Origin of the sequence: Streptomyces sp. V4I2, assembly GCF_030817655.1 — a bacterium.
In the GTDB taxonomy this organism is placed as follows: domain Bacteria; phylum Actinomycetota; class Actinomycetes; order Streptomycetales; family Streptomycetaceae; genus Streptomyces; species Streptomyces plumbiresistens.
This window is the reverse complement of the sequence record NZ_JAUSZM010000003.1, coordinates 8,826,777-8,846,132: the sequence shown is the minus strand read 5'-3', so window position 1 is coordinate 8,846,132 and position 19,356 is coordinate 8,826,777. Positions and strand designations below refer to the sequence as shown.

Below are 19,356 nucleotides of genomic sequence, written 5' to 3'. Positions count from 1 at the left end.
GACTCCATGTGTTGTGCCACGGGTGCGGGATGCGTGGGGGGTTGGGGTCACGCGCGCGGGACGAGCGGGCCGAACAGCTGGGTGTCCATGCGGTCGAGGGCCAGCTTGACGGCGCCGACGAGGGCCGCGTCGCGGCCCAGGCGAGTGGCCCGCAGCTCTGTCTCGGGGGCGCGGGCGTCGAGCATCGCCTCCCGCACCCGGGGCAGCAGCACGTCGGCCGCGTCCTCCAGACCGCCGCCGAGCACGATGAGCGAGGGCGCGACCGTCCAGGACAGGATGGTGAGGATCGACGCGATGTTCTCCACGAACTCGTCGACCTCCGCGAGCGCGGCCGGCTCGCCCGCCCGGGCGGCCTCGCAGCGGGCGAGGGCGACGGCCCGTTGGGCGGGTTCCGGTGAGCTCAGCCAGGCCACCGGGTGGTTCTCGACCGAGGCCGTCGGTATCGACCGCGCCTCGACGATCTCGCCCGCCGCGCCGTCGAGGCCGCGGTGCACGGCGCCCCGGATGAGGATGCCGAGACCGGTGCGGTTGCCGAGGATCGCCCAGACGACGTTGTCGTGGTCGTCGGCCACGCCCCGCCAACGCTCCGCGAGCGCACCGAGGTTGGTGTCGTTGTCCGCGAACCAGGGCATCGGGATGCGCCGGCCGAGTTCCTCGGGCAGGTGCACGCCTTCCCAGCGGGTCGTGTGCACCAGGCGCCGTACCACTCCCTCGTCGTCGATCGCGCCGCCGCTCGCGACCGCCCCGGCGCGCAGCCGGTCCGCCGATCCACCCGCGTCGTCGAGCGCCTTGAGGACCAGTGCCGCCGCGTCGTCGAGGGTGACCTGCGGGTCCTGGTAGGCGCGCAGCGGCCCGTGCGCCCGGCCGAGGATGCGGCCGCGTACGTCGGCGACGACCGCGGTCGCATCGGAGGTGGTGATGCACACGGCCGCCAACAGGGCGTGTTCGGCGCGCAGTTCGTAGCGTCGGGCGGGGCGCCCGGCGGAACCGCTGACCGGCACCCGGTCCAGTTCCGCCACCCAGCCGGCCTCGACGAGCGAGTCCAGGATGAGCTCGATGGTGCGGCGGGACAGACCGGCCTGCTCGGCGAGCGCGGTCAGCGTCGTCGGTCCGGCGGACACCGCCAGGGCACGCAGGATGACCGAGGTGTTGACGCGTCGGACGGCGCTCTGGTTCATCCCTGACATCAGCATGCCCCTGCCGCCTCGGACCCCGACGGTGACCCTGACTCCGGCCGTACGACGGGATCGAACCCGCCCGTGGTGTCGGCGACGAGCGCCGCGCCGGGCCGGCCGTACTCGCGCGCCGGATCGCCGATGGCCCCGGTCGCTCTCGTCCAGGCCGGGTCCCGGTCGTGGACGAACGCGGTCAGGTCGGCGTGCATCGACGTGGCCAGTTCCCGGGGCGGGTTCGGGCCCAGTGCCTGGGCGACTCCCGCGGCGTCGAGGACGTCGAAGAAGTACGGGATGTCGACGCAGTGCGCGGCGCCGCCGAGCACGGGCGAGGGCCACTCGAAGGAGTACAGCCAGGTGCCGGCGGCGGCGTCGCGACGGGCGGCCGCGGCGCGCGGGCAGGCGGCGCGGAACAGGGTGTCGGTGAGGCGGGTTCCGGCGAGGCGGCCTTCGTCGGACGAATCGGCGCCGCTGTCGAACTCGTCCCCCGTCGCCCCGAGCAGCAGCGGTATGTCGTGCCCGTGCGCGGCGAGTCCGTCGGCGACCGGCACCGGCAGGATGTCGTCGCCGACGAACGGGGCGAGTACGAGCATGCCGTCGCCGCCCCTCTCGTCCCGCAGGTCGAGCACAGCCCGCTGGAGCTCCTCCACGGGACGGCCGCCGAACCCGGCGCGGGTTGCGGAAACGCCGAGCCTGTCCCCGAGTTCGTCCAGGAAGTCAGGTACGGCGCCCGCCTCGAAGAAGCCGCCGGACAGACTGACCGCGCGGTGGAAGCGGCCGTCGCGGGCGGGTGAGGAGAGCAGCGCGAGGACCGCCGCTCCCCCGGCCGACTGGCCGGCGACGGTGACCCGGTCCGGGTCTCCGCCGAAGGCTGCGATGTTCTCCCGCACCCAGTCGAGGGCGAGCAGCAGGTCCCGCAGGCCGAGGTTGGTGGGGACGCCGTCCAGTACGGCGAAGCCGTCGACGCCGAGACGGTAGCCGACGGTGACGCAGACGACGCCGTCGCGGGCGAAGGCGCGGCCGTCGTACCACGGGCTGGCCGGGCTCCCCGCGAGGAACGCGCCGCCGTGGATCCACACCAGGACCGGGAAGGGCCCGCGGTCGTCGTCCGCGGCCGGGGCGACGACGCCGAGGTTCAGCACGTCGTCGCCCGGGACCGACGGTTCCGGCACGGTGGTCGTGGCGAACAGGGGCACGCGCTGGGAGGTGGCGCCGTGCCGGGACGCGTCGTACGGCTGGCGGAACCGGCCGCGTGGGACCGGTGCGGCGAACCGCCGTGTGCCCGTGGGCGGTTGGGCGAAGGGGATGCCGAGGAAGCGTCGTGTCCGGCCGTCGCGCCGGCCGACGATCGTGCCGGCGGGAGCGAGCACGGCGTCCGGCTCTCCGGGTGCGTCGAGGGGGTTCATCTCGGTCACCGCATTCCCGTTCCGGAGATCCCCTGCACGAAGTAGCGCTGCAGGAACAGGAAGAGCAGCAGCACCGGCAGCATCACGACGATCGCACCGGCGAGCAGCAGGCCGTAGTCCGTGACGTGGGCGGCCGCCTGGCTGGTGGCGGCGAGGCCCACCGGCAGCGTGTAGGTGGACATGCTCTGGGCGACGATGAGCGGCCAGATGAAGTTGTTCCACGAGGCGAGGAACGACATGATCGTGATCGTCGCGACGGCGGGGCCCGCCAGCGGAAGAAAGATCCGGAAGAAGATCCGGAACTCGCCCGCGCCGTCGATCCGGGCCGCTTCGAGGAGTTCGTCGGGGATCGACGCCGCGTACTGCCGCATGATGAAGACGGACAGCGGCATCGCCACGCCGGGCAGGGCGATACCGGTGAGGGTGTCCGCCAGGCCGAGGTCGACGGTGATCACGAACTGGGTGACGAACACCGCGGTGAACGGCACCATCATCGCCGCCATGACCGCGCCGAACGCGATCCGTCTGCCCGCGAAGTCGAGCTTGGCGAGGGCGTACCCGGCGGCCGACGCCGCGACGATGTTGCCCGCCACCACGATGACCGCGACCACGACGCTGTTGACCACGAACTGGCCGAAACCCTCCGTTCTGAACAGTCGCAGGAAGTTGTCGAAGGTGACCTGCTGCGGGAGCCAGGCGCCGGGGTCGGAGCGGATCTCGTCGAGGCTGCGCAACGAGCCGCTGACCACCCAGAAGAACGGGAGCGTCGTGAGCAGCGCGCACAGCACCAGCGCGGCGTAGAGCAGCGGCCGGGCGACGGACCGGCGGGGCGCGGCGAGGCGGTCGGTGGTGGTCGCGGCGTTCCGCAACGCGGTGAGAGCGGTCATGCGCGGGGCCTCAGCAGTCGGAACTGGACAAGACTCACCACGGCCACCAGGACGAGCATCACGAAGGACGCGGCCGAGGACATCCCGAACTCGCCGGCCCCGAACTGGTGGTAGGTGTACAGCGCCACGGACTCGGTGGAGCCGAGCGGGCCGCCGTCCGTGAGCAGGTACGGCTCGTCGAAGACCTGGAGGTAGAACACGGTCAGCAGCACGGACACCATCAGGGTGGTCGGCAGCAGCAGCGGCAGGGTGATGTGCCACAACTGCCGCCGCTTTCCCGCCCCGTCGAGGGAGGCCGCCTCGTACACGTCGTCCGGGACGGCCTGCAGCCCGGCGAGGAACAGCACCATCGCGGTGCCGAAGTTGCGCCACACGCCGAGCAGGATGACCACGGGCATGGCGAGGTCCGGGTCGTCCAGCCAGTTCGGTCCGGCGAGGCCGACGGCGCCGAGCGCCTTGTTGACGGTGCCGTCGGCGTAGAAGGCGTACTGCCAGATCAGGGCGACCGCCACCACGTTGGTGACGACCGGCGCGAAGAAGAGCGTCCGGAAGGTGCCGCGCAGCCGGCGGATGCCGGAGTTCAGCGCGACGGCCAGCCCGAAGCCGATCAGCATGGTCAGCGGCACGCCGACGGCCACGAACAGGGCGGTGTTCAGGATGTCGCGCAGGAAGCTGTCGTCCTGGAACAGCCGGACGAAGTTGTCCAGGCCGGTGAAGTCGACCGCGAGCGGGTGCCTGAGGTCCGTGCCCCGCAGGTCGGTGAAGCTGAAGCCGAGCGCGGCGACGGTGGGGACGGCCGTGTAGAGCAGGAACACGAGGGCGAACGGTGTGAGGAACAGCCAGGCGACGGCCGTATGACGGGTGCGCCGCCGGGCGCGCTGCCGAGTGCCCGCAACGGGCGTGGTGGTGGTCATGGGCGGCTCACTTCGCGCCCGTGCCGAGGCTTTCGGCGTACGACTGGATGGTCGCGGCGGCCTTCTCGGCGGTCGACGTGCCCTTGACCACGGCTTCAGTCTCCTTGCCGATCCGGGTCGCGACCTGCTGCCAGGTGGTGACCTGCGGGAAGGTCCGGGTGTTCTTCAGCTGCGTGAGGAAGGCGTCGAGCAGCGGCTGGCCCTTGATGGCGGGGTCCTCCCAGGCCGAGATGACCGCCGGCAGCGAGCTGTACGCCTGGTACTGGGCGACCTGGGTGCTCGGCTTCGCCATGTACCGGACGAGCTTCCACGACGCGTCCGCGTCGCCGCCGCCCGCGAGGACGCCCCAGCTGCCGCCGGCGGAGAAGGAGACGTTGCCCGAGGACCCGGCCGGCAGGGGTGCGGTGGCCACATGGGAGGATGTCCAGCCCTTCTTCTTCGCGGCGGTGTCGAGCTGCCCGATCACCCACGGCCCGGTGATCATCGTGGCGGTCTTGCCGCTGACGAAGTACGGCTGGGCGTCGAGGAACGTGGGCGTGGCCGTGTCCGCGATGCCCGAGGTGAAGAACGACGCGTTGTACTTCAGCGCGTCGACCATCGCCGGCGTGTCGAGTGTCCAGGTCCCGTCGGAGGAGAGCAGCGAGCCGCCGGCCTGCCAGGCGTACATCGCGACGTCCTGGCCGTTGAAGATGTCCCACCCGTTGTCGGCACCCAGGCCGCGCTTGGCACCGGCGCCCTGGAGGGCCTTGAAGAACGGCACCATCTCCTCCCACGTGGCCGGCGCCTCGACCCCTGCCTTCTTGGCCAGGTCGGCGCGGTAGACGAGGGCGTACGTGTAGGCGTACCAGGGCACGGTGTAGGCCACGTCGTCGACCACGCCCGCGTCCCACAGGCTCTTGAAGAAGCCGTCCGGGTCGACGAGGCCGTCCGGCACGGGCCGCAGGATCGACGGGTCGAGGAACTGCGCCTGCGACTCGGGGAAGAACTGGGCGACGTCGGGCCCCTTGCCCGCCGCGACGGCCGACTGGAGCTTGGTGTAGTACTCGGCGTTCGGGATCAGCGTGACCTTCACGGTGACGTCCGGGTTCGCGGCCTTGAAGGGCTCGATGACCTTCTCGAGCACGTCGGCGTCGCCCTGGGCGGCCCAGACGGTGACGGTGCCGGTGGCCGGGGAGTCGTCGATCGGCTTGGCGGAGGCTTTCGCGGCGGCGGTGTCGTCCTCGCGCCCGCAGCCCGTCAGGCCGAGGGTGCCGAGGACGGCCATACCGGCGGTCAGCTTCAGGGCACCGCGTCTGGAGAGGTTGGGCACCTTGGGCTCCTGGGATTTCAGGGGGAAGTAGCGTTTTCGGTCCGACGGACCCAGGAGCGAAGCTATGAGCGATGCATTTCGGCCACATGCACGGGGCCGTCACGAATAATTTCGGAACTTGTAGCGAAATCGGTATGGGTGGCTTCGGGGTGATGTGCCCGGTCGGCGGGACGCGCTCGGCCCGATCTCCCTCACCAGCGTCGGCCAGGCGGGCCGCGAGATCGGCGGAAACGCCGCCCGTCTCGCCCAGGACCGGATCGCCGGATCGCCGACCGGAACCGGCCCTCGACCCAGGTCCGCCTCTCCCCCGCCCTGGTGGCACGCCGCACCACCGGCCGGCCACCGGCGGCGGCCGACGACGGTTCCGCCTGACGGCCCTGCACCTCGACATGGCGGCAGCCGTGGGGAGGCGACAGAGGAGCTCGAGCGGCCCGAGACCGCCTGGCGCCTGCTGGAGCCCGAAGATCTCCTGCGTGAGCAGGTTGCTGTCCGCTGCGAGCCTTCCGAGCACGGTCGGCTCGTAGAAGCAGCCGGGGCCGTCGATCCGCGACCCGCCGCACAGTACCTGCGCGCCCTTGGCAACGGCGTCCGCGACGAGACCGGCGACCTTGGTGAGTCTCGCCGTACCTGGACGAGCTGTTCACCGTGTACGACGTCCGGGACGCGGTGGGGGCGGTGTTGAAGCAGGTCATGGAGGCGGCCCGCCTGCCCCTGCCGGTGTACCGGCCGCTGCCCGGCGTCGCCCGCGACGGCGAGCACACCGAGCACCTCGCTCCCCTGCTGACCGAGCTGCAGAGCGTGGCCCGCGCCCACCCGGAGGCGGCATGGTGACCGTACTCACGGACGTGCGCCGCGCCCAGCGCATCACCGAGCGCGTTCCGGACCCCGAACTGCCCATGCTCACCCTGGCCGACCTCGGCGTGCTACGGGACGTCGAGGTCGGTGAGGACGGGACGGTCGTCGTCAGCCCACCCCGACCTACTCCGGCTGCCCGGCCTCGGCCGCGGTCCGCCCTCTCAACGCCGCCCTCGCGGGCGACGCGGAAAAGGCCTGCCGGCACCACTCACCGGCCGGTGCCCAACGGCGTGAAGTCCTTCACCGACCCACTGACCGTACGCGCGAACCTGACCGGCCTGGGCTACTACGTCCAGCTGCCGGGCCTCCTCGCGGATCAGGCCGACGACCAACTGCGCACCGCGTACACGGCTGCGGCGGGCGCCGCCGGGGTCAGCTCACTCACCCAGCTCAGGACCGTGGGCAGGGGCCGCCTCTGCGCCCGCCGACCGGAAGCGCAGAACAAGCGGGTACCGGTGGGTGACATCGACCCCTGGATAAAGCTGCTGAGCATGATGAACGACCCGAACTTCGGCACGGACCGCCGACTGCGCGGTTTCGTCACCCACACCCTGGCGGCGTTCACGGCACTGCCTACCAAGTAACCAGGCGGGTCGCTTCGCGCAGAGCGCCGTCCTCCTTGGGGCCCGGGCCCCGAGCGGGTCCCACCATCCCGCCCGGTGTAGAACACCGCGGCCGCCACCATCAGCCCTGGTGAACATCAGGATCAGGACCGTGCCGACCGGTCACCACCACAGCGCGTGGGCAATGAGGAGGTACGGCTGTCCCGGGCAAGCCGGTCGAGCAGAGCCGCTACGACTGGTCGCGCACGGCTTGTACGGGTACCGCGTCGGCTCGCCCGGCCCGCCAACGTCCGCTTCGACAAGGGCCGTTGGCTGCTGCTTCCCGGAATCCGCTCTACCACCTCCTGGCCGGGCGCGCGCCCTTCCACCCCGACCGCCCCAGCGATCGCGCAGCCGACATCGCGGACTTCTTTCGGGTGCCGCTCCCCTGGACTCTGGGCCGGGACCCTACTTGGCCAGGAACTCAAGCGGCGCCTTGTTCCACCTCGGCGGCGTGGGTCCACAGCAGCCATGGGGTGCGCCGTCGATCTCCAGGTCAGCACTTCGTGAGGTAATTGACAGGGTACTTTCGTACCTCTTAACGTACCCACATCCTGGCAACGCCGCCGAGGCTCAACGAGGAGCACCGATGCAGCACCTGTACGAGATAGACGTCCGGGTTCCGATGCGTGACGGCGTGGCCCTCGCCGCCAATGTGTGGCGGCCGGCCGACGGGGAGGCTCCGACGCTGCTCGTGCGCCTGCCCTACGGCAAGGACGTGATGGCCATCAGCCAGTCGACCACCCCCGACCTTCTGGCACTGGTGCAGGCCGGGTACGCGGTGGTGGTGCAGGACTGCCGGGGCACCCACCGCTCGGAAGGCGAGTTCGTTCCTCATATGGCCGACCGGGCCGACGGCGAGGACACCGTCGCCTGGATCACCGACCAGCCCTGGTCGGACGGCACGGTGGGCATGTACGGGCCGTCCTACCTCGGGATGGTCCAGTGGGAGACCGCCGTGACCGGCGCCCCGGGCCTCAAGGCGATCGCTCCGGCCCTCACCTCGATCGACAATTACGAGGCGCCCTGGTACTCACCGGGCGGTGCGCTCTCACTGAGCCTGGTCACGGTGTGGAACGCCATGATGTACGCGGCTGACGCGCAGCGGTCCCTGGGCCTCGGCGAGGACACCTTGTCCCAGCTGCAGGAGCTCGGGCAGGCGTTCCTGTTCCCGGAGCCGCTGAACGATGTGCTGCCGACGGCGGAGGTTCCGGTCCTGGCGGCGTACGGGAAGTGGTGGGACGACTGGATGGCCCACCCGTCCCACGACGGGTACTGGGATGCCATGGAGCTCACGCCCGAGCTCAAGAACGTCACCGTCCCGGCGCTGAACATCGGTGGCTGGTACGACCTCTACATCGGGCAGACCCTGCGCACCTACACCACCGCCCGCCAGAAGGCGGGCAGTGCGCAGGCGCGTGACGGGCAGCGGCTGATCATCGGTCCGTGGGATCACCTCTCCACGAGTGGCGTCTATCCCGACCGCTCCTTCGGGCCGCTGGCCAGTGCCGACATGCTGGGCCTGACCGGCCTGCATGTGAAGTTCTTCGACCGCTGGCTCCGCGGCGACACCACCGCGCTGGACGGCGTGGCGCCCGTGAAGATCTTCGTGATGGGCATCGACCAGTGGCGCGACGAGCAGGAGTGGCCGCTGCCCGACACGAGGTGGACCGACTTCCACCTCACCAGCGCCGGTCCCGCCAACACCGCGGGCGGCGACGGCGTGTTGACGACCGAGGCGCCGGCCGGCGCCGGGCACGAGACCTATCTCTACGACCCGCGCCGCCCGGTTCCCTCGGCCGGCGGGGCGTCGATGCCGACGACGCCGGGGTTCTGCGGCCCGGTCGACCAGCGGACGGTCGCCGGCCGCGAGGACGTCCTGTGCTTCGCCACGCCCGTACTCGACGAGGCCGTCGAGGTCACCGGCCCGGTCAGCCTGGAGCTGTTCGTCTCCTCGTCGGCGGTGGACACCGACTTCACCGCCAAGCTCGTCGACGTCTTCCCCGACGGCAAGGCGATCAACCTGTGCGACGGGATCCTGCGCACCCGCTACCGAAGCGGCCTCGCCACCGAAGAAATGATGGAGCCGGGCACGGTCTACGAGATCACCATCGACATGACGGGCACCTCCAATGTGTTCCTTCCCGGTCACCGCATCCGCGTGGACGTCTCCAGCAGCAACTTCCCCCGCTACGACCGCAACACCAACACCAGCGGCGTCATCGCTCACGAGAGCGAGGAGCAGATGATCCCCGCGGTCAACCACATCCACCACGGGCCGAACCACCCCAGCCGCCTGGTGCTGCCGGTCATCGACCGGAAGGACCAGCAGTGAGCGCGGCCGACCGGGTGTCCGAATTGACCGCGACCTTCGCAGCTCCTTCCCTCGACGTGGCCCAACTGTTGTGCGACCGGCACCCCGCCGACCGCGTCGCGTTCACCGTGGTCGACGGCACCGGCAAGGCTTCGACGCTGACCTTCGGCGAGCTCGCCGCCGACTCGCACCGCTGTGCGCGGGCGCTGCAAGGGCTTGGCGTCGGTCCGGGTGACCGGGTGGCGACCCTGATGGGCAAGAGCACCGACCTGGTCACCGTCATCCTCGCGATCTGGCGGCTCGGCGCGGTCTACGTCCCGCTGTTCACCGCGTTCGCGCCCCAGGCCATCGCGCTGCGCCTGGAAGGCTCCGGTGCGCACGTGGTGGTCGTCGACCCGGACCAGCGCCACAAGCTCGACCCGGGCCCCGACATGCCCGACGACCCTCGGCGCCGTGTCGTCGTCACCGGAACCGGCACGCAGCGCGGTGACGTGTCACTCGCCGACCTCGTCGCTGCCGCGTCGCCCGAGCCGGTACCCGCCATCCCCACGAGCGGGGACGGACCCCTGGTGCACATGTTCACCTCCGGCACCACCGGCAAGCCCAAGGGAGTCATCCACCCCGTCTCCTACATCGCCGGATGGCAGATCTACCTGGAGTACGGCCTCGGCGTCACCCAGGACAGCAAGTACTGGTGCGCCGCCGACCCCGGCTGGGCCTACGGGCTGTACTCCGTCATCGTCGCGCCGATGGCCGCCGGCATCCCCAGCCTGCTGCTGTCCGGCGGGTTCTCCGCCGAGACGACCTGGCGCACCCTCGTCGACCACCAGGTCACCGACTTCACCGCCGCCCCGACCGTGTACCGGGGACTGCGCTCCTCAACGGTGCCCGTGCCGCAGAAACTGCACCTGCAACGGGCGTCCAGCGCGGGCGAGCCCCTGACCCCCGAGGTCAACGAGTGGGCCGGCGCCACGCTGGGTCTGGCCGTGCACGATCACTTCGGCCAGACCGAGGTCGGCATGCCCCTGGCCAACCACCACCATCCGGAACTCGCCCGTCCCCTCAAGACGGGATCGATGGGCCGGCCGGTGCCCGGCTGGAGCCTCACCGTCCTGGCCGACGAGAAGGACGAGCCCGCCGGACCGGGCGTGCTCGGCCGGGTCGCGATCGACGTCACGGCGAGCCCGCTGATGACCTTCCGCGACTACCAGATCCCCGGGCAGAGCGGCACCAAGTTCACCGCCGACGGCCGCTGGTACCTCACCGGCGACGCCGGGCGCATCGACGCCGACGGCGACTTCTTCTTCTCCTCACGCGACGACGACGTCATCATCATGGCCGGCTACCGGATCGGGCCGTTCGAGATCGAGAGCGTCCTCGCCCAGCACCCCGCCGTCGCCGAGTGCAGCGTCATCGGCGCACCCGACGACGTCCGCGGCGAGGTCATCGAGGCGTACGTCGTCCTCCGCGACGGCGTCGACGGCTCACCGGAACTCGCCACCGAGCTCCAGCTTCTGGTCAAGACCCGCTACGCCGCCCACGCCTACCCCCGCACGATCCACTTCATCGACGCCCTGCCCAAGACGCCCAGCGGCAAGACCCAGCGCTACCTGCTGCGTAAACGCCGACGTACCGAACTCGCCACCCCGGAGTCCCGTTGACCGGCATGGAACCCCTGCTCGTCGAGCAACGCGGCCCCGTCCGGTGGCTGTGGCTCAACCGCCCCGAGCGGCGCAACGCCCTCGACATCACCCTCATCGAAGCCCTGGACAAGCAGATCACCAGCGCCGAGGCCGATCCTGGGACTGCGGTCATCGCGGTGGCGGGCAAAGGACCGAGCTTCTGTGCCGGCGGGGACTTCCACCAGTTCCTGGAACTGCACGACAAGGGCGACAACCCGGTCGGCTTCCTGACCGACCTGTCGGCCTGCTTCAGCCGCATCGAGGCCAGCCCGAAACCCTGGGTCGCCGTGCTGCACGGTCACGCCGTCGCCGGGGGCCTGGAACTCGCGCTGGCCTGCGATGTCGTCGTGGCCGCCGACACCACACTCATCGGCGACGGTCACCTGAAGCGGCGGCTGGTACCGGCCGGCGGGTCAAGCGTCCGGCTTCCCGGTGCGGTCGGCCGCGGGCTGGCCCGCTGGCTCCTGCTCACCGGCGAACTGCTGCCCGCGACCGCCTTCGCACACACCGGCTGGATCCGCGCGATCGTGCCCGAGGCCGACCTCGACGCCACCGCCACCCGTACCTGCCGGCAGTTGGCCGACCGCAACAGCCCCGCCCAGCAACGGCTCAAGACACTCCTGCACCGGATCGACGGCATCGCCCCCGAGCAGGCCCTGCGGGAGGAACTGGCCGTCTTCGCCGACAACTGGCCGGCGAGCTCGGTGGCGGACGCCCTGCGGGCCTTCCTCGCTCCCCCCACCACGAAAGCAGACACCAAGTGAATCGCTACCATGGACGCGTCGTCGCCATCACCGGCGCCGCGCAAGGTCTCGGCCTCGCCATGGCGACCCGGTTCGCCGCAGAGGGCGCCACGGTCGCGCTGGCCGACGTCAAGGAACAAGCCCTCACCGACGCCGCCGGGACGATCGCCGACGCCCACGAGGCGAAACTCCGCGCCGACGTGGTGGACGTGACGGACTCCGCTCAGGTCGATGCCTGGATCGACGGCGTCACCGCCGACCTCGGCCGCCTCGACGTGCTGGTCAACAACGCCGGCATCATCCGCGACAACCGCGTCGAGGACATCACCGACGACGACTGGCACGCCGTCATCGATGTCAGCCTCACCGGTGGCTTCCACTGCGCCCGCGCCGTGTTCGGCCCCATGAAACGCCAGGGCTACGGACGCATCGTCAGCTTCTCCTCCATGTCATGGCGCGGGAACTTCGGCCAGACCAACTACGTGGCCGCCAAGGCCGGCATCGTCGGCATGACCCGCACCCTCGCCCTCGAGGGCGCCCGCCACGGCATCACCGCCAACGCCATCGCCCCCGGCCTCATCGAGACACCCATGCTCGCCTCCATGAACGGCCCCGCACGGGACAAACTCACCAACAAGATCCCGATGCGCCGCACCGGCAGGCCCGAGGACATCGCGGAAGCCGCGGCCTTCCTCGCCAGCGAGGCCGCCGGCTACATCACCGGCATCGTCCTGGACGTGGACGGCGGCATCTCCATCGGGTCCTCGATCCGGTGACACCGCCTTGACGGTCAGGCGGTGACTGCGGGCTCGCCGTCGGGGACTGCCACGGCCCAGGTGGCCATGGCATCGAGGACCTCGCGCAGACCTTCACCGAGAGGGGTGAGCCAGTACTCGACCCGCGGCGGGATCTCCGCGTAGGCGGTGCGGATGACGATGCCGTGCCTCTCGAACTGGCGGAGCCGGCTGGTCAGGGTGTGCGGGCTGATACCGGGCAGGGCGTCACGCAGCTCTGTGAAGCGGTGGGGTCCCCGCAGGAGCTCGCGCTCCCCTGTCGTCGCCGTCACCGCCGTGGACGGTGCCCGCGCGCCGGCCGTCGACCACTCCTCCACCGTGGACCTGGCCGATGCCTACCGTGGCGCTGAGGGGGTGTTCGTCCACCTGCCGGTGGCCCCGGAGGAGGACCGCCTGGCCTTCGCGCAGTAACATCGTGGCCGCCGTCGGCGAGGCCCGGCCTGCCAGCGTGGTGTTCTCCACCAGCGGCGGCCTCGTCAGCACCGAGGGCGACAGCGGTCGGGACGACTCGGAAGAGAGCGCTGTTACGGTGCTTGCCGTCGGGCTGGCGGACAGCGGGGGCTCCCACGCAGTGATCGAGCCCGGTTCTACCCGGAGAACCTGCTGCTGCCGACCGTCATCACAGGCGTCCGCGAGGAAGACGTACTGCGCTACGCGCTGCCCAGCGGCTTCCGCGCCTCCTGGGCCTCACACCTCGACATCGCCGACACCGCCACCGCGCTGTTCGAACGCACCGACGTCACCGGTGTGGCCTCCGTCGGCCAGTGCCCGGCGATCAGCGGCGGGAACCTGGCCGAGGCACTCAGCACCCGGCTCGGACGGACCGTGACCTACGAGGCGACCGACCCCCACGCCTTCTTCACGCCGCTCGCACCCATGCTGAGCGAGCAGGCTACCGCCGCGTCGCGGACATGTACCGGGCACCATCGAGGAGACCACCGACGCCTCTCTCCAGGGTACGTTGGACGGCACTTTGGTACCTCTTCGAAAGGCCCGGCCTTCCGGCCGGGGCGACGGCCCGCCACTTCCGGCGAAGACCCTCATGGGAGACTGCTGCGGTGACAGCCCCGACTGACTCGCGTGACCGACGACCGCGCCGAACGGCACGCAGGCGGGTCGTCGACACACGCCGGCGGGACGAACTGCTGCGTCAGGCCGAGGCAATCATCCTGGCCGAGGGCTTCACCGCGGTGACCATGGATCAGCTCGCGCAACGGCTGGAGTGCTCCAAGGCCACGCTGTACAGCCTGGCCTCCACGAAGGAACAACTGGTCCTTGCGGTCACCCGCGCCTTCTTCCGGGAGGCCACAGCCGAGATCGAGCAGGCCGTCCAGGCCGAGCCCGATCCCAGGCAGCGCATCCGGGTCTACCTCGCCGGCGTCGGCACGGCCATGCGCCGCCACTCCAACGCCTTCTACGACGACATGGTCGGCTACGAACCGACCGCACAGATCTACCGCACGAACTCCGCCGCCGCCGCGCAGCGGGTCCATGAACTGATCGAAGAGGGCGTGCGGACCGGCGTCTTCCGCGCGCTCAACGGGCACTTCGCCGCCCAGGTCGTGGCGGTGACCATCGACGCGGTCCAGTCGGGGGTCCTTCTGGAGAGCACCGGCCTGACCGCCGGCGAGGCCTTCTCCGAGCTCGGGGACCTCCTGCTGGACGGGCTCAGTGCGGGGCAGGACGCACCCGGATAAGAAGGGGTGCGCCTCCCGGATCGTCTCCGACCGGGCGCCCGGTCCTCACCCGGACGACGTCGGCAGGACCACGCGGGACACCGCGCCGCTGTCGTGGTGGACGGTGCGCGTGCACGGCCACAACTCGCCCCCGGTGCCGGGCAGTTCACCGGTTCCCTCGTTGCTTGCGTACCGCGGATGACAGCCGCCGGCGATCAGCAGACGTATCTGGTGTCCGGCCTTGGCCTCGTGCGCGCAGGAGTTCAGCCGCACACGTACGGACTACACCGGATCGAGGGGAGAGGTGGGATCCAGCCGAAGGAATCCTTCGGCGAAGGTGCGCGACACGCCTTCGAAGTCGACGTCGCAGAGCCGTACGAAGCTGGAGACGTCGGAGCGTCTCGGCTACGTACCGTCGGGGGCCGGCCGCCCGCCGACGCCCAGTCACCGCACCGGGCGGAGATCCTCCTGCTCGACGGCGTGTACACACCGGACGGCACCGGCCTGACCGGGATTGAACCAGGAAGACATCGGACGGCTGCAGATCGAGCACCTCGCGGCACGCGGCACCGGCACATCGGCTATGCCGCGCTGGACGACCCCCCGAGAGCGGCCCTTCTGTCTGCCGCGCCTTGAGGGAGCCACCCGGGCTTGCCGTGATCTGGGACTGCCTGCGCCGCAGGTGGGTCAGCATGCGCTACTCGCGGGCCAGTGCCCGAGCCGCCGTCGTGGAGTGGACTCAGGGCGCCACCCCGGTCACCCCGGTCACCCCGGTCGCCGCGTTCAACGATCTGATCGCCCTCGCCGTCCTGGCAGCCGCCGCACGCAGCTCATCGACGTCCCCGGACGACCTGGCCCTCATCGGCGTCGACGACCTCCCCGTGAGCTCGCTCGCCGTACCGGCCCTGACCACCATCGGGCTGGACCTCACCGCGGCAGCCGGCGATCTCACCGCCGTCATCCTCTCGACGGTCGGCGCTCCGGTCCCGGCCCCGGGAGTGCCCGGCCGGGCCGGGCCCGGGCGACATCCTCGCGCTCATCCGGCGCGAGACGGCGTAGCCGCCTGGTTGACGGCCCTGTCGTGAATACGGCGAGCCGGTCCGAGGCGAGCATCCGCGAGGGTGTCGCGCACCGCCGGAAGGGCGGTGCTGCCGCGGCGACGGTACGGCGGTTTCGGACGGACCCGACGGAGCGCGGGAGGGAGGGTGGCGGCCGTGTTCGCCCTCATGAGCGTCGGCGAGAAGGCGGGGGCGCGTACGGGGCGAGCGCCAGGCAGAACCATGACGTCGGCAGGCGCCGCTTCGAGGCGACGCCTGCCGATCAGGAGTCAGGGGTGGGCGTAGCCCTGGAAGATCTCGCTGTTCACGCCGGCTGCGCGCCACTGCTGATCTGCTCGGCCAGCTTGAGCAGCTCTTCGACGTGGTAGATCTCGGTGATCTTGCCGTCGACGATGCGCATGATGTCCTGGCCGTTGATGTCGACCGAGTTGCCGCTGGCGGCGAACCCGAAGGCGTCTCCGGTGTGGATCGCCGTCATCCGCCAGTGGAGAACCACCCAGCCGCCGGGAAGTGGTCGATCACATTCGGGGCGAACACCTCGTCCGCCCCGTCGACGTCGCCGGTGTCGTAGAGCTCCAACTCGCGCGCGGCGACCCGGAGCACGGTGCTCGTGGCCGAGCGCACCATCTCACTCGCGGTGTTGGACGAGGTGATGGCGGTCATGGAGTCCTCCATGGTGTGGGGTGCGGGCTGGCGACGGCTACGGTTTCCGAACGGCACCAGTTACTTCAAATGCACTAATGGGGGGCGCGCGAGTGATACAGAGCACACCGTGCGACCGGCCCGTTTACAACTTTCCCGTCCTGAAGTCCGCGCTGCTCTTGAGGACCGCCGATTCCATACTCCAGTTCTCCAGCTGAACCCTGTCCCAAAGACTCCCCTTGCCGAGTTCGCTCCCCAACTGATCCTCCCGACGGAACCACTCCTCGGCACTTTTGATCCTGCCGGGGTGAATTTCGTCGAGCAGCGCGTAGTCCCTGGTGATGATCCCGTACTTCCACACATTCCAGAAGCCGGTGAAATTGTCACGGAAACTCATGGTGCTCTTGTCGTCGGGGTCGGCGTTGTATCCAGCAGGGTGATCGGCAAGCCCCGTCAGGTCCGGACTGTTCCAGTACGCGTCCAGATCGGTGTCGATGTACTGCGCCGGGTGCCCGGTGACCTTCTCGAAAGCCGCGGCCATGTCGGCATAGGTCATGTGCTCGATGGCGACTTCGAGGTCCATACCGTTGGCCCGTTCCGGGTGGTCGAAGAGCCAGCGGACATAGAAGCCGCAGTCATCCAGGGCCACGTGCGGGACGGCCCCCTCACCGAGCGGGACTCGCCACGTGACGACACCGTCCTCGACGGAGGGTGTCATGGGCGTCAGCGGTGAGATCACCATCTCGATATAGGGCCCAGAGGTGAAGACCGCCGCTCCCATCCGGTCCCTGTTCTTTTCGTTCTGGAACAGCACCCATTCGGCCATGCGGCCCTTGCCGTCATAGTGGCCGGTGCGGAACCTGGAGTCGTAGCCCGACTTCTTGAGGGCGTAGTCGAGGTTTCCGTAGACGAAGAACTTGATACCTTCTTCGATCGCGATCTCATAAGTACGGATGGCCCAGTAGGTCTCCGTTTTCTCGCCGGTGTTGAACCCGTCGATGTTGATGAACGCTCCGTCGCAGCCGCGAAATCCTTCGCGCAGTACGTCCTCGTCGGCGAACGTCCCTTCGAGGATGGAGACGTTGCCGAGCGCAACGAGCTCCTGGGCTCGGGGGGAACTGGCCTCCCGGGTGAGGACCTTGACGGAGTACTTCTTGTCCGCGACAAGAGCGCGAACAACGGGCATTCCCTGGGCCCCTGTGCCGCCGATGACGAAGATGGAGGAGGTGGCATGAGTAGACATGGGTGCGACTCCAAGCTGGAAACCGATCGGTTTCCATCACTGTACACCGATCGGTTTCCGAGCGGCAACCGCTCAGGCACGCAAAACCGTCCGACTCGATGACGGTCGGTTGCTCGGGGCGGGTGCGTGGCGTCGGAACCCAGGGCAGCAAACCCTGTCACCGTGTGGCGACCACCCCCTCGAAGCGGGTACTCGCTCCCAGCTTGCGCATCGCGCAGCGCAGACACGACTTGACCGTTTCGGGCAGCAGCGACAGCCGGCGCCCGACTTCGGCGTTGCTGCAGCCCCGCGCCACCTGCGCCAGAACGTCGAGTTCCCGGGGCGACAGGGGCGGGCCCGATAACGACACGTACAGGGACCTGCGCCGCGACTCGGCCCGTTTCGCCGCCGCACTCGCCGACCTGGGGATCGGGCCCGGCGACGCGGTCGCCACCCTGATGGCCAAGTCCGCCGATCTGGTCGTGGCCCTGCTGGACATCTGGCGCCGCGGGGCCATGCACGTACCGCTGTTCACCGCCTTCGCGCCGTCCGCCGTGGCACTGCGGCTCGGCGCGAGTGGAGCGAAGGCCGTCGTGGTCGACGCGGACCAGCACGGCAGGCTCGCACCCGGGGAGGACATGCCCGCCGACCGGCCCTGGCTGACCGTGGTCGCCGGGGGTGCCCCCGAGAGCGCGGAACTGTCCTCGGTGAACTGCTCGCCCGGTACTCCGGCGACGAGCCACAGGGCCGCCCGGCCGCGACGGGCCCGGACGACGCTCCGCTGGTCCTGTTGTTCACCTCGGGCACCACCGGCGCTCCCAAGGACGTTCCGGTTCCGTCCGGGCGCTGGCGTCGTGTTGGGAAGGCCCGGCCACCCCCGTGCCCTCCAGCGCGGTGAAGTTCCGGCGCGAGGCCGGCCGGCACAGTCAGGCGCTCGCGGAGATGGCGGTAGGCGGCCGGGATCGAGATGCCGTTGTCTCGGGCGAGTTGCGCCCGCCGGGTGCCGTCGGCGGATCAGCGCAGCACGAGTACCGCCTGCAAGTGAAGTGGTACGTGGCGGACATGTCCTTGGCCTGTTCACGCTGAAAGATCAGCGGCAGGCCTTCCACCAGACCGTCGATGCTGTTCGCTCGCAAGCTCATCGCCACATGCTTCGTGCGCTTGTTCGGGAACCGGTCGGTCACGTGCCGCTTGGCGCCGGAACCCGGGACGACGTAGACGGTCGGCCGGTTACGAACCAACCGCACAGATCTACCGCAAGAACTCCGCTGAAAAGCGCGGAGAAAGGGGCGCACTTCGCGGAGAGCACGACAGGTGCGACGCCTGCTTTCGACGTCCTCTGGATACTTGCGGCGGGCGCGCCGCAGAGAAACGGGTTCAGGCCACCGCCTCGCGCGAGCGGTAAGTCCATCCCCGCCGCACCGACCCGGCCCGGAAGTGGCCGCTGCACGAGGCCGGGCAGTTCGGGCGTGTGAGCACACCCGTCTTCCGACGACGGAGCCGCCAAAGCACGGCGTCAAGACAACGCCCAGCGGTGCAGTCGGCGGTCCCGCCACTCTGCGTCCGTAGGGCCGTTCGGCGCCGGTCCGGGAAGCGTTGGCGGAGGGTTGGGTTGTGCTGGTTGCGTTCGTGCTGGCGTGTGCCGGGGTGTCAGGCGCTGTCGGCGTTCGCGCGGGGGGTGACGCGGGCGGCGCTCTCCTTGAGGACGAGGTCGATCAGTCCGGGGAACCGCTGGTCGAGTTCTTCCTTGCGGAGGGTGTTGATGCGGCGGGTGCCGACGTCGTGCTGGTGAATGAGGCCGGCTTCGCGCAGGACGCGGAAGTGGCGGGTGAGTACGGAGGCGGTGACGTCCTTCTTGAAGACGCTGCAGGCCAGGCCGGGGGAGGCGGCGAGTGCGACGACGATGGCGAGCCGGGTCTCGTCGGTCAGTGCGCTCATGACCTTGAAGAGGTCGAAGTCGTCCATGTCGGGGTGGATGAGCGGGGATGCGGTGCGGCTGGCCATGAGAGAAGGGTATCGGCCTTCATGTACGCGTTCACGTGAACATAGGCTACGGTGAAGGCCGGAATGACCCCTTCAC

General features: G+C 70.0%; 20 protein-coding genes and 4 pseudogenes. 10 read left to right on the top strand and 14 right to left on the bottom strand.

Features of this window, described 5'->3' with window-relative positions; translation table 11 throughout:
* Window positions 1–47: 47 nt before the first annotated feature.
* From QFZ76_RS41380 to QFZ76_RS41355, 6 genes and pseudogenes are all read right to left on the bottom strand, one after another.
* Window positions 48–1,193: an ROK family transcriptional regulator gene (locus tag QFZ76_RS41380; protein ID WP_307678479.1), complete on the bottom strand. Its 1,146-nt coding sequence runs from the start codon at window positions 1,191–1,193 to the stop codon at window positions 48–50.
* On the bottom strand, window positions 1,187–2,578 hold the full coding sequence (locus QFZ76_RS41375) for a carboxylesterase family protein (RefSeq protein ID WP_307678478.1): 1,392 nt from the start codon (window positions 2,576–2,578) through the stop codon (window positions 1,187–1,189). The genes QFZ76_RS41380 and QFZ76_RS41375 overlap by 7 nt, the downstream gene beginning before the upstream one ends.
* A 5-nt stretch (window positions 2,579–2,583) precedes the next feature.
* Window positions 2,584–3,465 (bottom strand): carbohydrate ABC transporter permease, encoded by an 882-nt coding sequence (locus tag QFZ76_RS41370; RefSeq protein ID WP_307678477.1) that lies wholly within the window; start codon window positions 3,463–3,465, stop codon window positions 2,584–2,586.
* Entirely contained in the window at window positions 3,462–4,379 is a 918-nt protein-coding gene (locus tag QFZ76_RS41365; protein ID WP_307678476.1) for a carbohydrate ABC transporter permease, read from the bottom strand. The genes QFZ76_RS41370 and QFZ76_RS41365 overlap by 4 nt, the downstream gene beginning before the upstream one ends.
* A gap of 7 nt (window positions 4,380–4,386) precedes the next feature.
* Window positions 4,387–5,688, bottom strand: coding sequence for an extracellular solute-binding protein (locus tag QFZ76_RS41360; RefSeq protein WP_307678475.1), 1,302 nt, complete (start codon window positions 5,686–5,688; stop codon window positions 4,387–4,389).
* A 517-nt stretch (window positions 5,689–6,205) separates the two neighbouring features.
* Window positions 6,206–6,250 (bottom strand): annotated as a pseudogene (locus QFZ76_RS41355) (hypothetical protein); the annotation flags it as partial.
* 53 nt (window positions 6,251–6,303) lie between these two features.
* Here QFZ76_RS41355 and QFZ76_RS41350 point away from each other — a divergent pair.
* The 6 genes and pseudogenes from QFZ76_RS41350 to QFZ76_RS41325 all read left to right on the top strand — a co-directional run.
* Window positions 6,304–6,519, top strand: a pseudogene (locus QFZ76_RS41350) (Phenylacetic acid catabolic protein); the annotation flags it as partial.
* A complete protein-coding gene (locus tag QFZ76_RS51960; RefSeq protein WP_373464433.1) occupies window positions 6,513–7,127 on the top strand; it encodes a hypothetical protein in 615 nt (204 codons plus the stop codon). The pseudogene QFZ76_RS41350 and the gene QFZ76_RS51960, both read left to right, overlap by 7 nt.
* Window positions 7,128–7,734: 607 nt before the next feature.
* Window positions 7,735–9,480, top strand: a complete 1,746-nt coding sequence (locus QFZ76_RS41340; RefSeq protein WP_307678474.1) for a CocE/NonD family hydrolase — start codon at window positions 7,735–7,737, stop codon at window positions 9,478–9,480.
* Window positions 9,477–11,120 carry an AMP-binding protein gene (locus tag QFZ76_RS41335; RefSeq protein ID WP_307678473.1) on the top strand — a complete coding sequence of 548 codons (1,644 nt, stop codon included), beginning with the start codon at window positions 9,477–9,479 and terminating at the stop codon, window positions 11,118–11,120. Before QFZ76_RS41340 ends, QFZ76_RS41335 begins: the two co-directional genes overlap by 4 nt.
* Before the next feature lie 5 nt (window positions 11,121–11,125).
* Window positions 11,126–11,905: an enoyl-CoA hydratase/isomerase family protein gene (locus QFZ76_RS41330; protein WP_307680283.1), complete on the top strand. Its 780-nt coding sequence runs from the start codon at window positions 11,126–11,128 to the stop codon at window positions 11,903–11,905.
* Entirely contained in the window at window positions 11,902–12,660 is a 759-nt protein-coding gene (locus tag QFZ76_RS41325) for an SDR family NAD(P)-dependent oxidoreductase (RefSeq protein ID WP_307678472.1), read from the top strand. Before QFZ76_RS41330 ends, QFZ76_RS41325 begins: the two co-directional genes overlap by 4 nt.
* 14 nt (window positions 12,661–12,674) lie before the next feature.
* On the opposite strand, the gene QFZ76_RS41320 is transcribed toward QFZ76_RS41325, so the two are convergent.
* Window positions 12,675–12,950, bottom strand: a complete 276-nt coding sequence (locus QFZ76_RS41320; protein ID WP_307678471.1) for a helix-turn-helix domain-containing protein — start codon at window positions 12,948–12,950, stop codon at window positions 12,675–12,677.
* Window positions 12,951–12,954: 4 nt separating this feature from the next.
* On the opposite strand from QFZ76_RS41320, the gene QFZ76_RS41315 reads away from it, so the two are divergent.
* The gene (locus QFZ76_RS41315) at window positions 12,955–13,089 is read left to right on the top strand and encodes a hypothetical protein (protein WP_307678470.1); all 135 of its coding nucleotides are present in this window, start codon (window positions 12,955–12,957) and stop codon (window positions 13,087–13,089) included.
* Window positions 13,090–13,736: 647 nt separating this feature from the next.
* Window positions 13,737–14,375, top strand: coding sequence for a TetR/AcrR family transcriptional regulator (locus tag QFZ76_RS41310; protein WP_307678469.1), 639 nt, complete (start codon window positions 13,737–13,739; stop codon window positions 14,373–14,375).
* Between the two features lie 45 nt (window positions 14,376–14,420).
* Here the strand turns inward: QFZ76_RS41310 and QFZ76_RS41305 are convergent, their stop codons facing one another.
* The gene (locus QFZ76_RS41305) at window positions 14,421–14,627 is read right to left on the bottom strand and encodes a CocE/NonD family hydrolase C-terminal non-catalytic domain-containing protein (RefSeq protein WP_307678468.1); all 207 of its coding nucleotides are present in this window, start codon (window positions 14,625–14,627) and stop codon (window positions 14,421–14,423) included.
* 419 nt (window positions 14,628–15,046) lie between these two features.
* On the opposite strand from QFZ76_RS41305, the gene QFZ76_RS41300 reads away from it, so the two are divergent.
* Window positions 15,047–15,439 (top strand): substrate-binding domain-containing protein, encoded by a 393-nt coding sequence (locus QFZ76_RS41300; protein WP_307678467.1) that lies wholly within the window; start codon window positions 15,047–15,049, stop codon window positions 15,437–15,439.
* Between the two features lie 277 nt (window positions 15,440–15,716).
* Here QFZ76_RS41300 and QFZ76_RS41295 read toward each other — a convergent pair whose 3' ends face one another.
* The 4 genes from QFZ76_RS41295 to QFZ76_RS41280 all read right to left on the bottom strand — a co-directional run bounded on the left by QFZ76_RS41295 (window position 15,717) and on the right by QFZ76_RS41280 (window position 17,646).
* On the bottom strand, window positions 15,717–15,890 hold the full coding sequence (locus QFZ76_RS41295; protein WP_307678466.1) for an ester cyclase: 174 nt from the start codon (window positions 15,888–15,890) through the stop codon (window positions 15,717–15,719).
* A complete protein-coding gene (locus QFZ76_RS41290; protein WP_307678465.1) occupies window positions 15,887–16,075 on the bottom strand; it encodes a hypothetical protein in 189 nt (62 codons plus the stop codon). Before QFZ76_RS41290 ends, QFZ76_RS41295 begins: the two co-directional genes overlap by 4 nt.
* A gap of 124 nt (window positions 16,076–16,199) precedes the next feature.
* Window positions 16,200–17,297 carry an NmrA family NAD(P)-binding protein gene (locus QFZ76_RS41285; RefSeq protein ID WP_307678464.1) on the bottom strand — a complete coding sequence of 366 codons (1,098 nt, stop codon included), beginning with the start codon at window positions 17,295–17,297 and terminating at the stop codon, window positions 16,200–16,202.
* A 157-nt stretch (window positions 17,298–17,454) separates the two neighbouring features.
* Window positions 17,455–17,646 carry a helix-turn-helix transcriptional regulator gene (locus QFZ76_RS41280; RefSeq protein ID WP_373464432.1) on the bottom strand — a complete coding sequence of 64 codons (192 nt, stop codon included), beginning with the start codon at window positions 17,644–17,646 and terminating at the stop codon, window positions 17,455–17,457.
* Between QFZ76_RS41280 and QFZ76_RS41275 the strand changes: the two are divergent.
* Window positions 17,573–17,854: pseudogene (locus QFZ76_RS41275) on the top strand (AMP-binding protein); the annotation flags it as partial. The gene QFZ76_RS41280 and the pseudogene QFZ76_RS41275 overlap by 74 nt on opposite strands.
* A gap of 282 nt (window positions 17,855–18,136) precedes the next feature.
* On the opposite strand, the pseudogene QFZ76_RS41270 reads toward QFZ76_RS41275, so the two are convergent.
* A pseudogene (locus tag QFZ76_RS41270) lies at window positions 18,137–18,314 on the bottom strand (IS5/IS1182 family transposase); the annotation flags it as partial.
* A 612-nt stretch (window positions 18,315–18,926) separates the two neighbouring features.
* The gene (locus QFZ76_RS41265; RefSeq protein WP_307678463.1) at window positions 18,927–19,280 is read right to left on the bottom strand and encodes a helix-turn-helix transcriptional regulator; all 354 of its coding nucleotides are present in this window, start codon (window positions 19,278–19,280) and stop codon (window positions 18,927–18,929) included.
* Window positions 19,281–19,356 lie beyond the last annotated feature (76 nt).

What these genes read in the sequence shown, in the direction of transcription:
- QFZ76_RS41380 (WP_307678479.1), bottom strand. Translation starts at nt 1,193, where the DNA reads ATGCTGATGTCAGGGATGAACCAGAGCGCCGTCCGACGCGTCAACACC.
- QFZ76_RS41375 (WP_307678478.1), bottom strand. Translation starts at nt 2,578, where the DNA reads ATGAACCCCCTCGACGCACCCGGAGAGCCGGACGCCGTGCTCGCTCCC.
- QFZ76_RS41370 (WP_307678477.1), bottom strand. Translation starts at nt 3,465, where the DNA reads ATGACCGCTCTCACCGCGTTGCGGAACGCCGCGACCACCACCGACCGC.
- QFZ76_RS41365 (WP_307678476.1), bottom strand. Translation starts at nt 4,379, where the DNA reads ATGACCACCACCACGCCCGTTGCGGGCACTCGGCAGCGCGCCCGGCGG.
- QFZ76_RS51960 (WP_373464433.1), top strand. Translation starts at nt 6,513, where the DNA reads ATGGTGACCGTACTCACGGACGTGCGCCGCGCCCAGCGCATCACCGAG.
- QFZ76_RS41340 (WP_307678474.1), top strand. Translation starts at nt 7,735, where the DNA reads ATGCAGCACCTGTACGAGATAGACGTCCGGGTTCCGATGCGTGACGGC.
- QFZ76_RS41330 (WP_307680283.1), top strand. Translation starts at nt 11,126, where the DNA reads ATGGAACCCCTGCTCGTCGAGCAACGCGGCCCCGTCCGGTGGCTGTGG.
- QFZ76_RS41300 (WP_307678467.1), top strand. Translation starts at nt 15,047, where the DNA reads ATGCGCTACTCGCGGGCCAGTGCCCGAGCCGCCGTCGTGGAGTGGACT.
- QFZ76_RS41295 (WP_307678466.1), bottom strand. Translation starts at nt 15,890, where the DNA reads ATGACGGCGATCCACACCGGAGACGCCTTCGGGTTCGCCGCCAGCGGC.
- QFZ76_RS41290 (WP_307678465.1), bottom strand. Translation starts at nt 16,075, where the DNA reads ATGACCGCCATCACCTCGTCCAACACCGCGAGTGAGATGGTGCGCTCG.
- QFZ76_RS41285 (WP_307678464.1), bottom strand. Translation starts at nt 17,297, where the DNA reads ATGTCTACTCATGCCACCTCCTCCATCTTCGTCATCGGCGGCACAGGG.
- QFZ76_RS41265 (WP_307678463.1), bottom strand. Translation starts at nt 19,280, where the DNA reads ATGGCCAGCCGCACCGCATCCCCGCTCATCCACCCCGACATGGACGAC.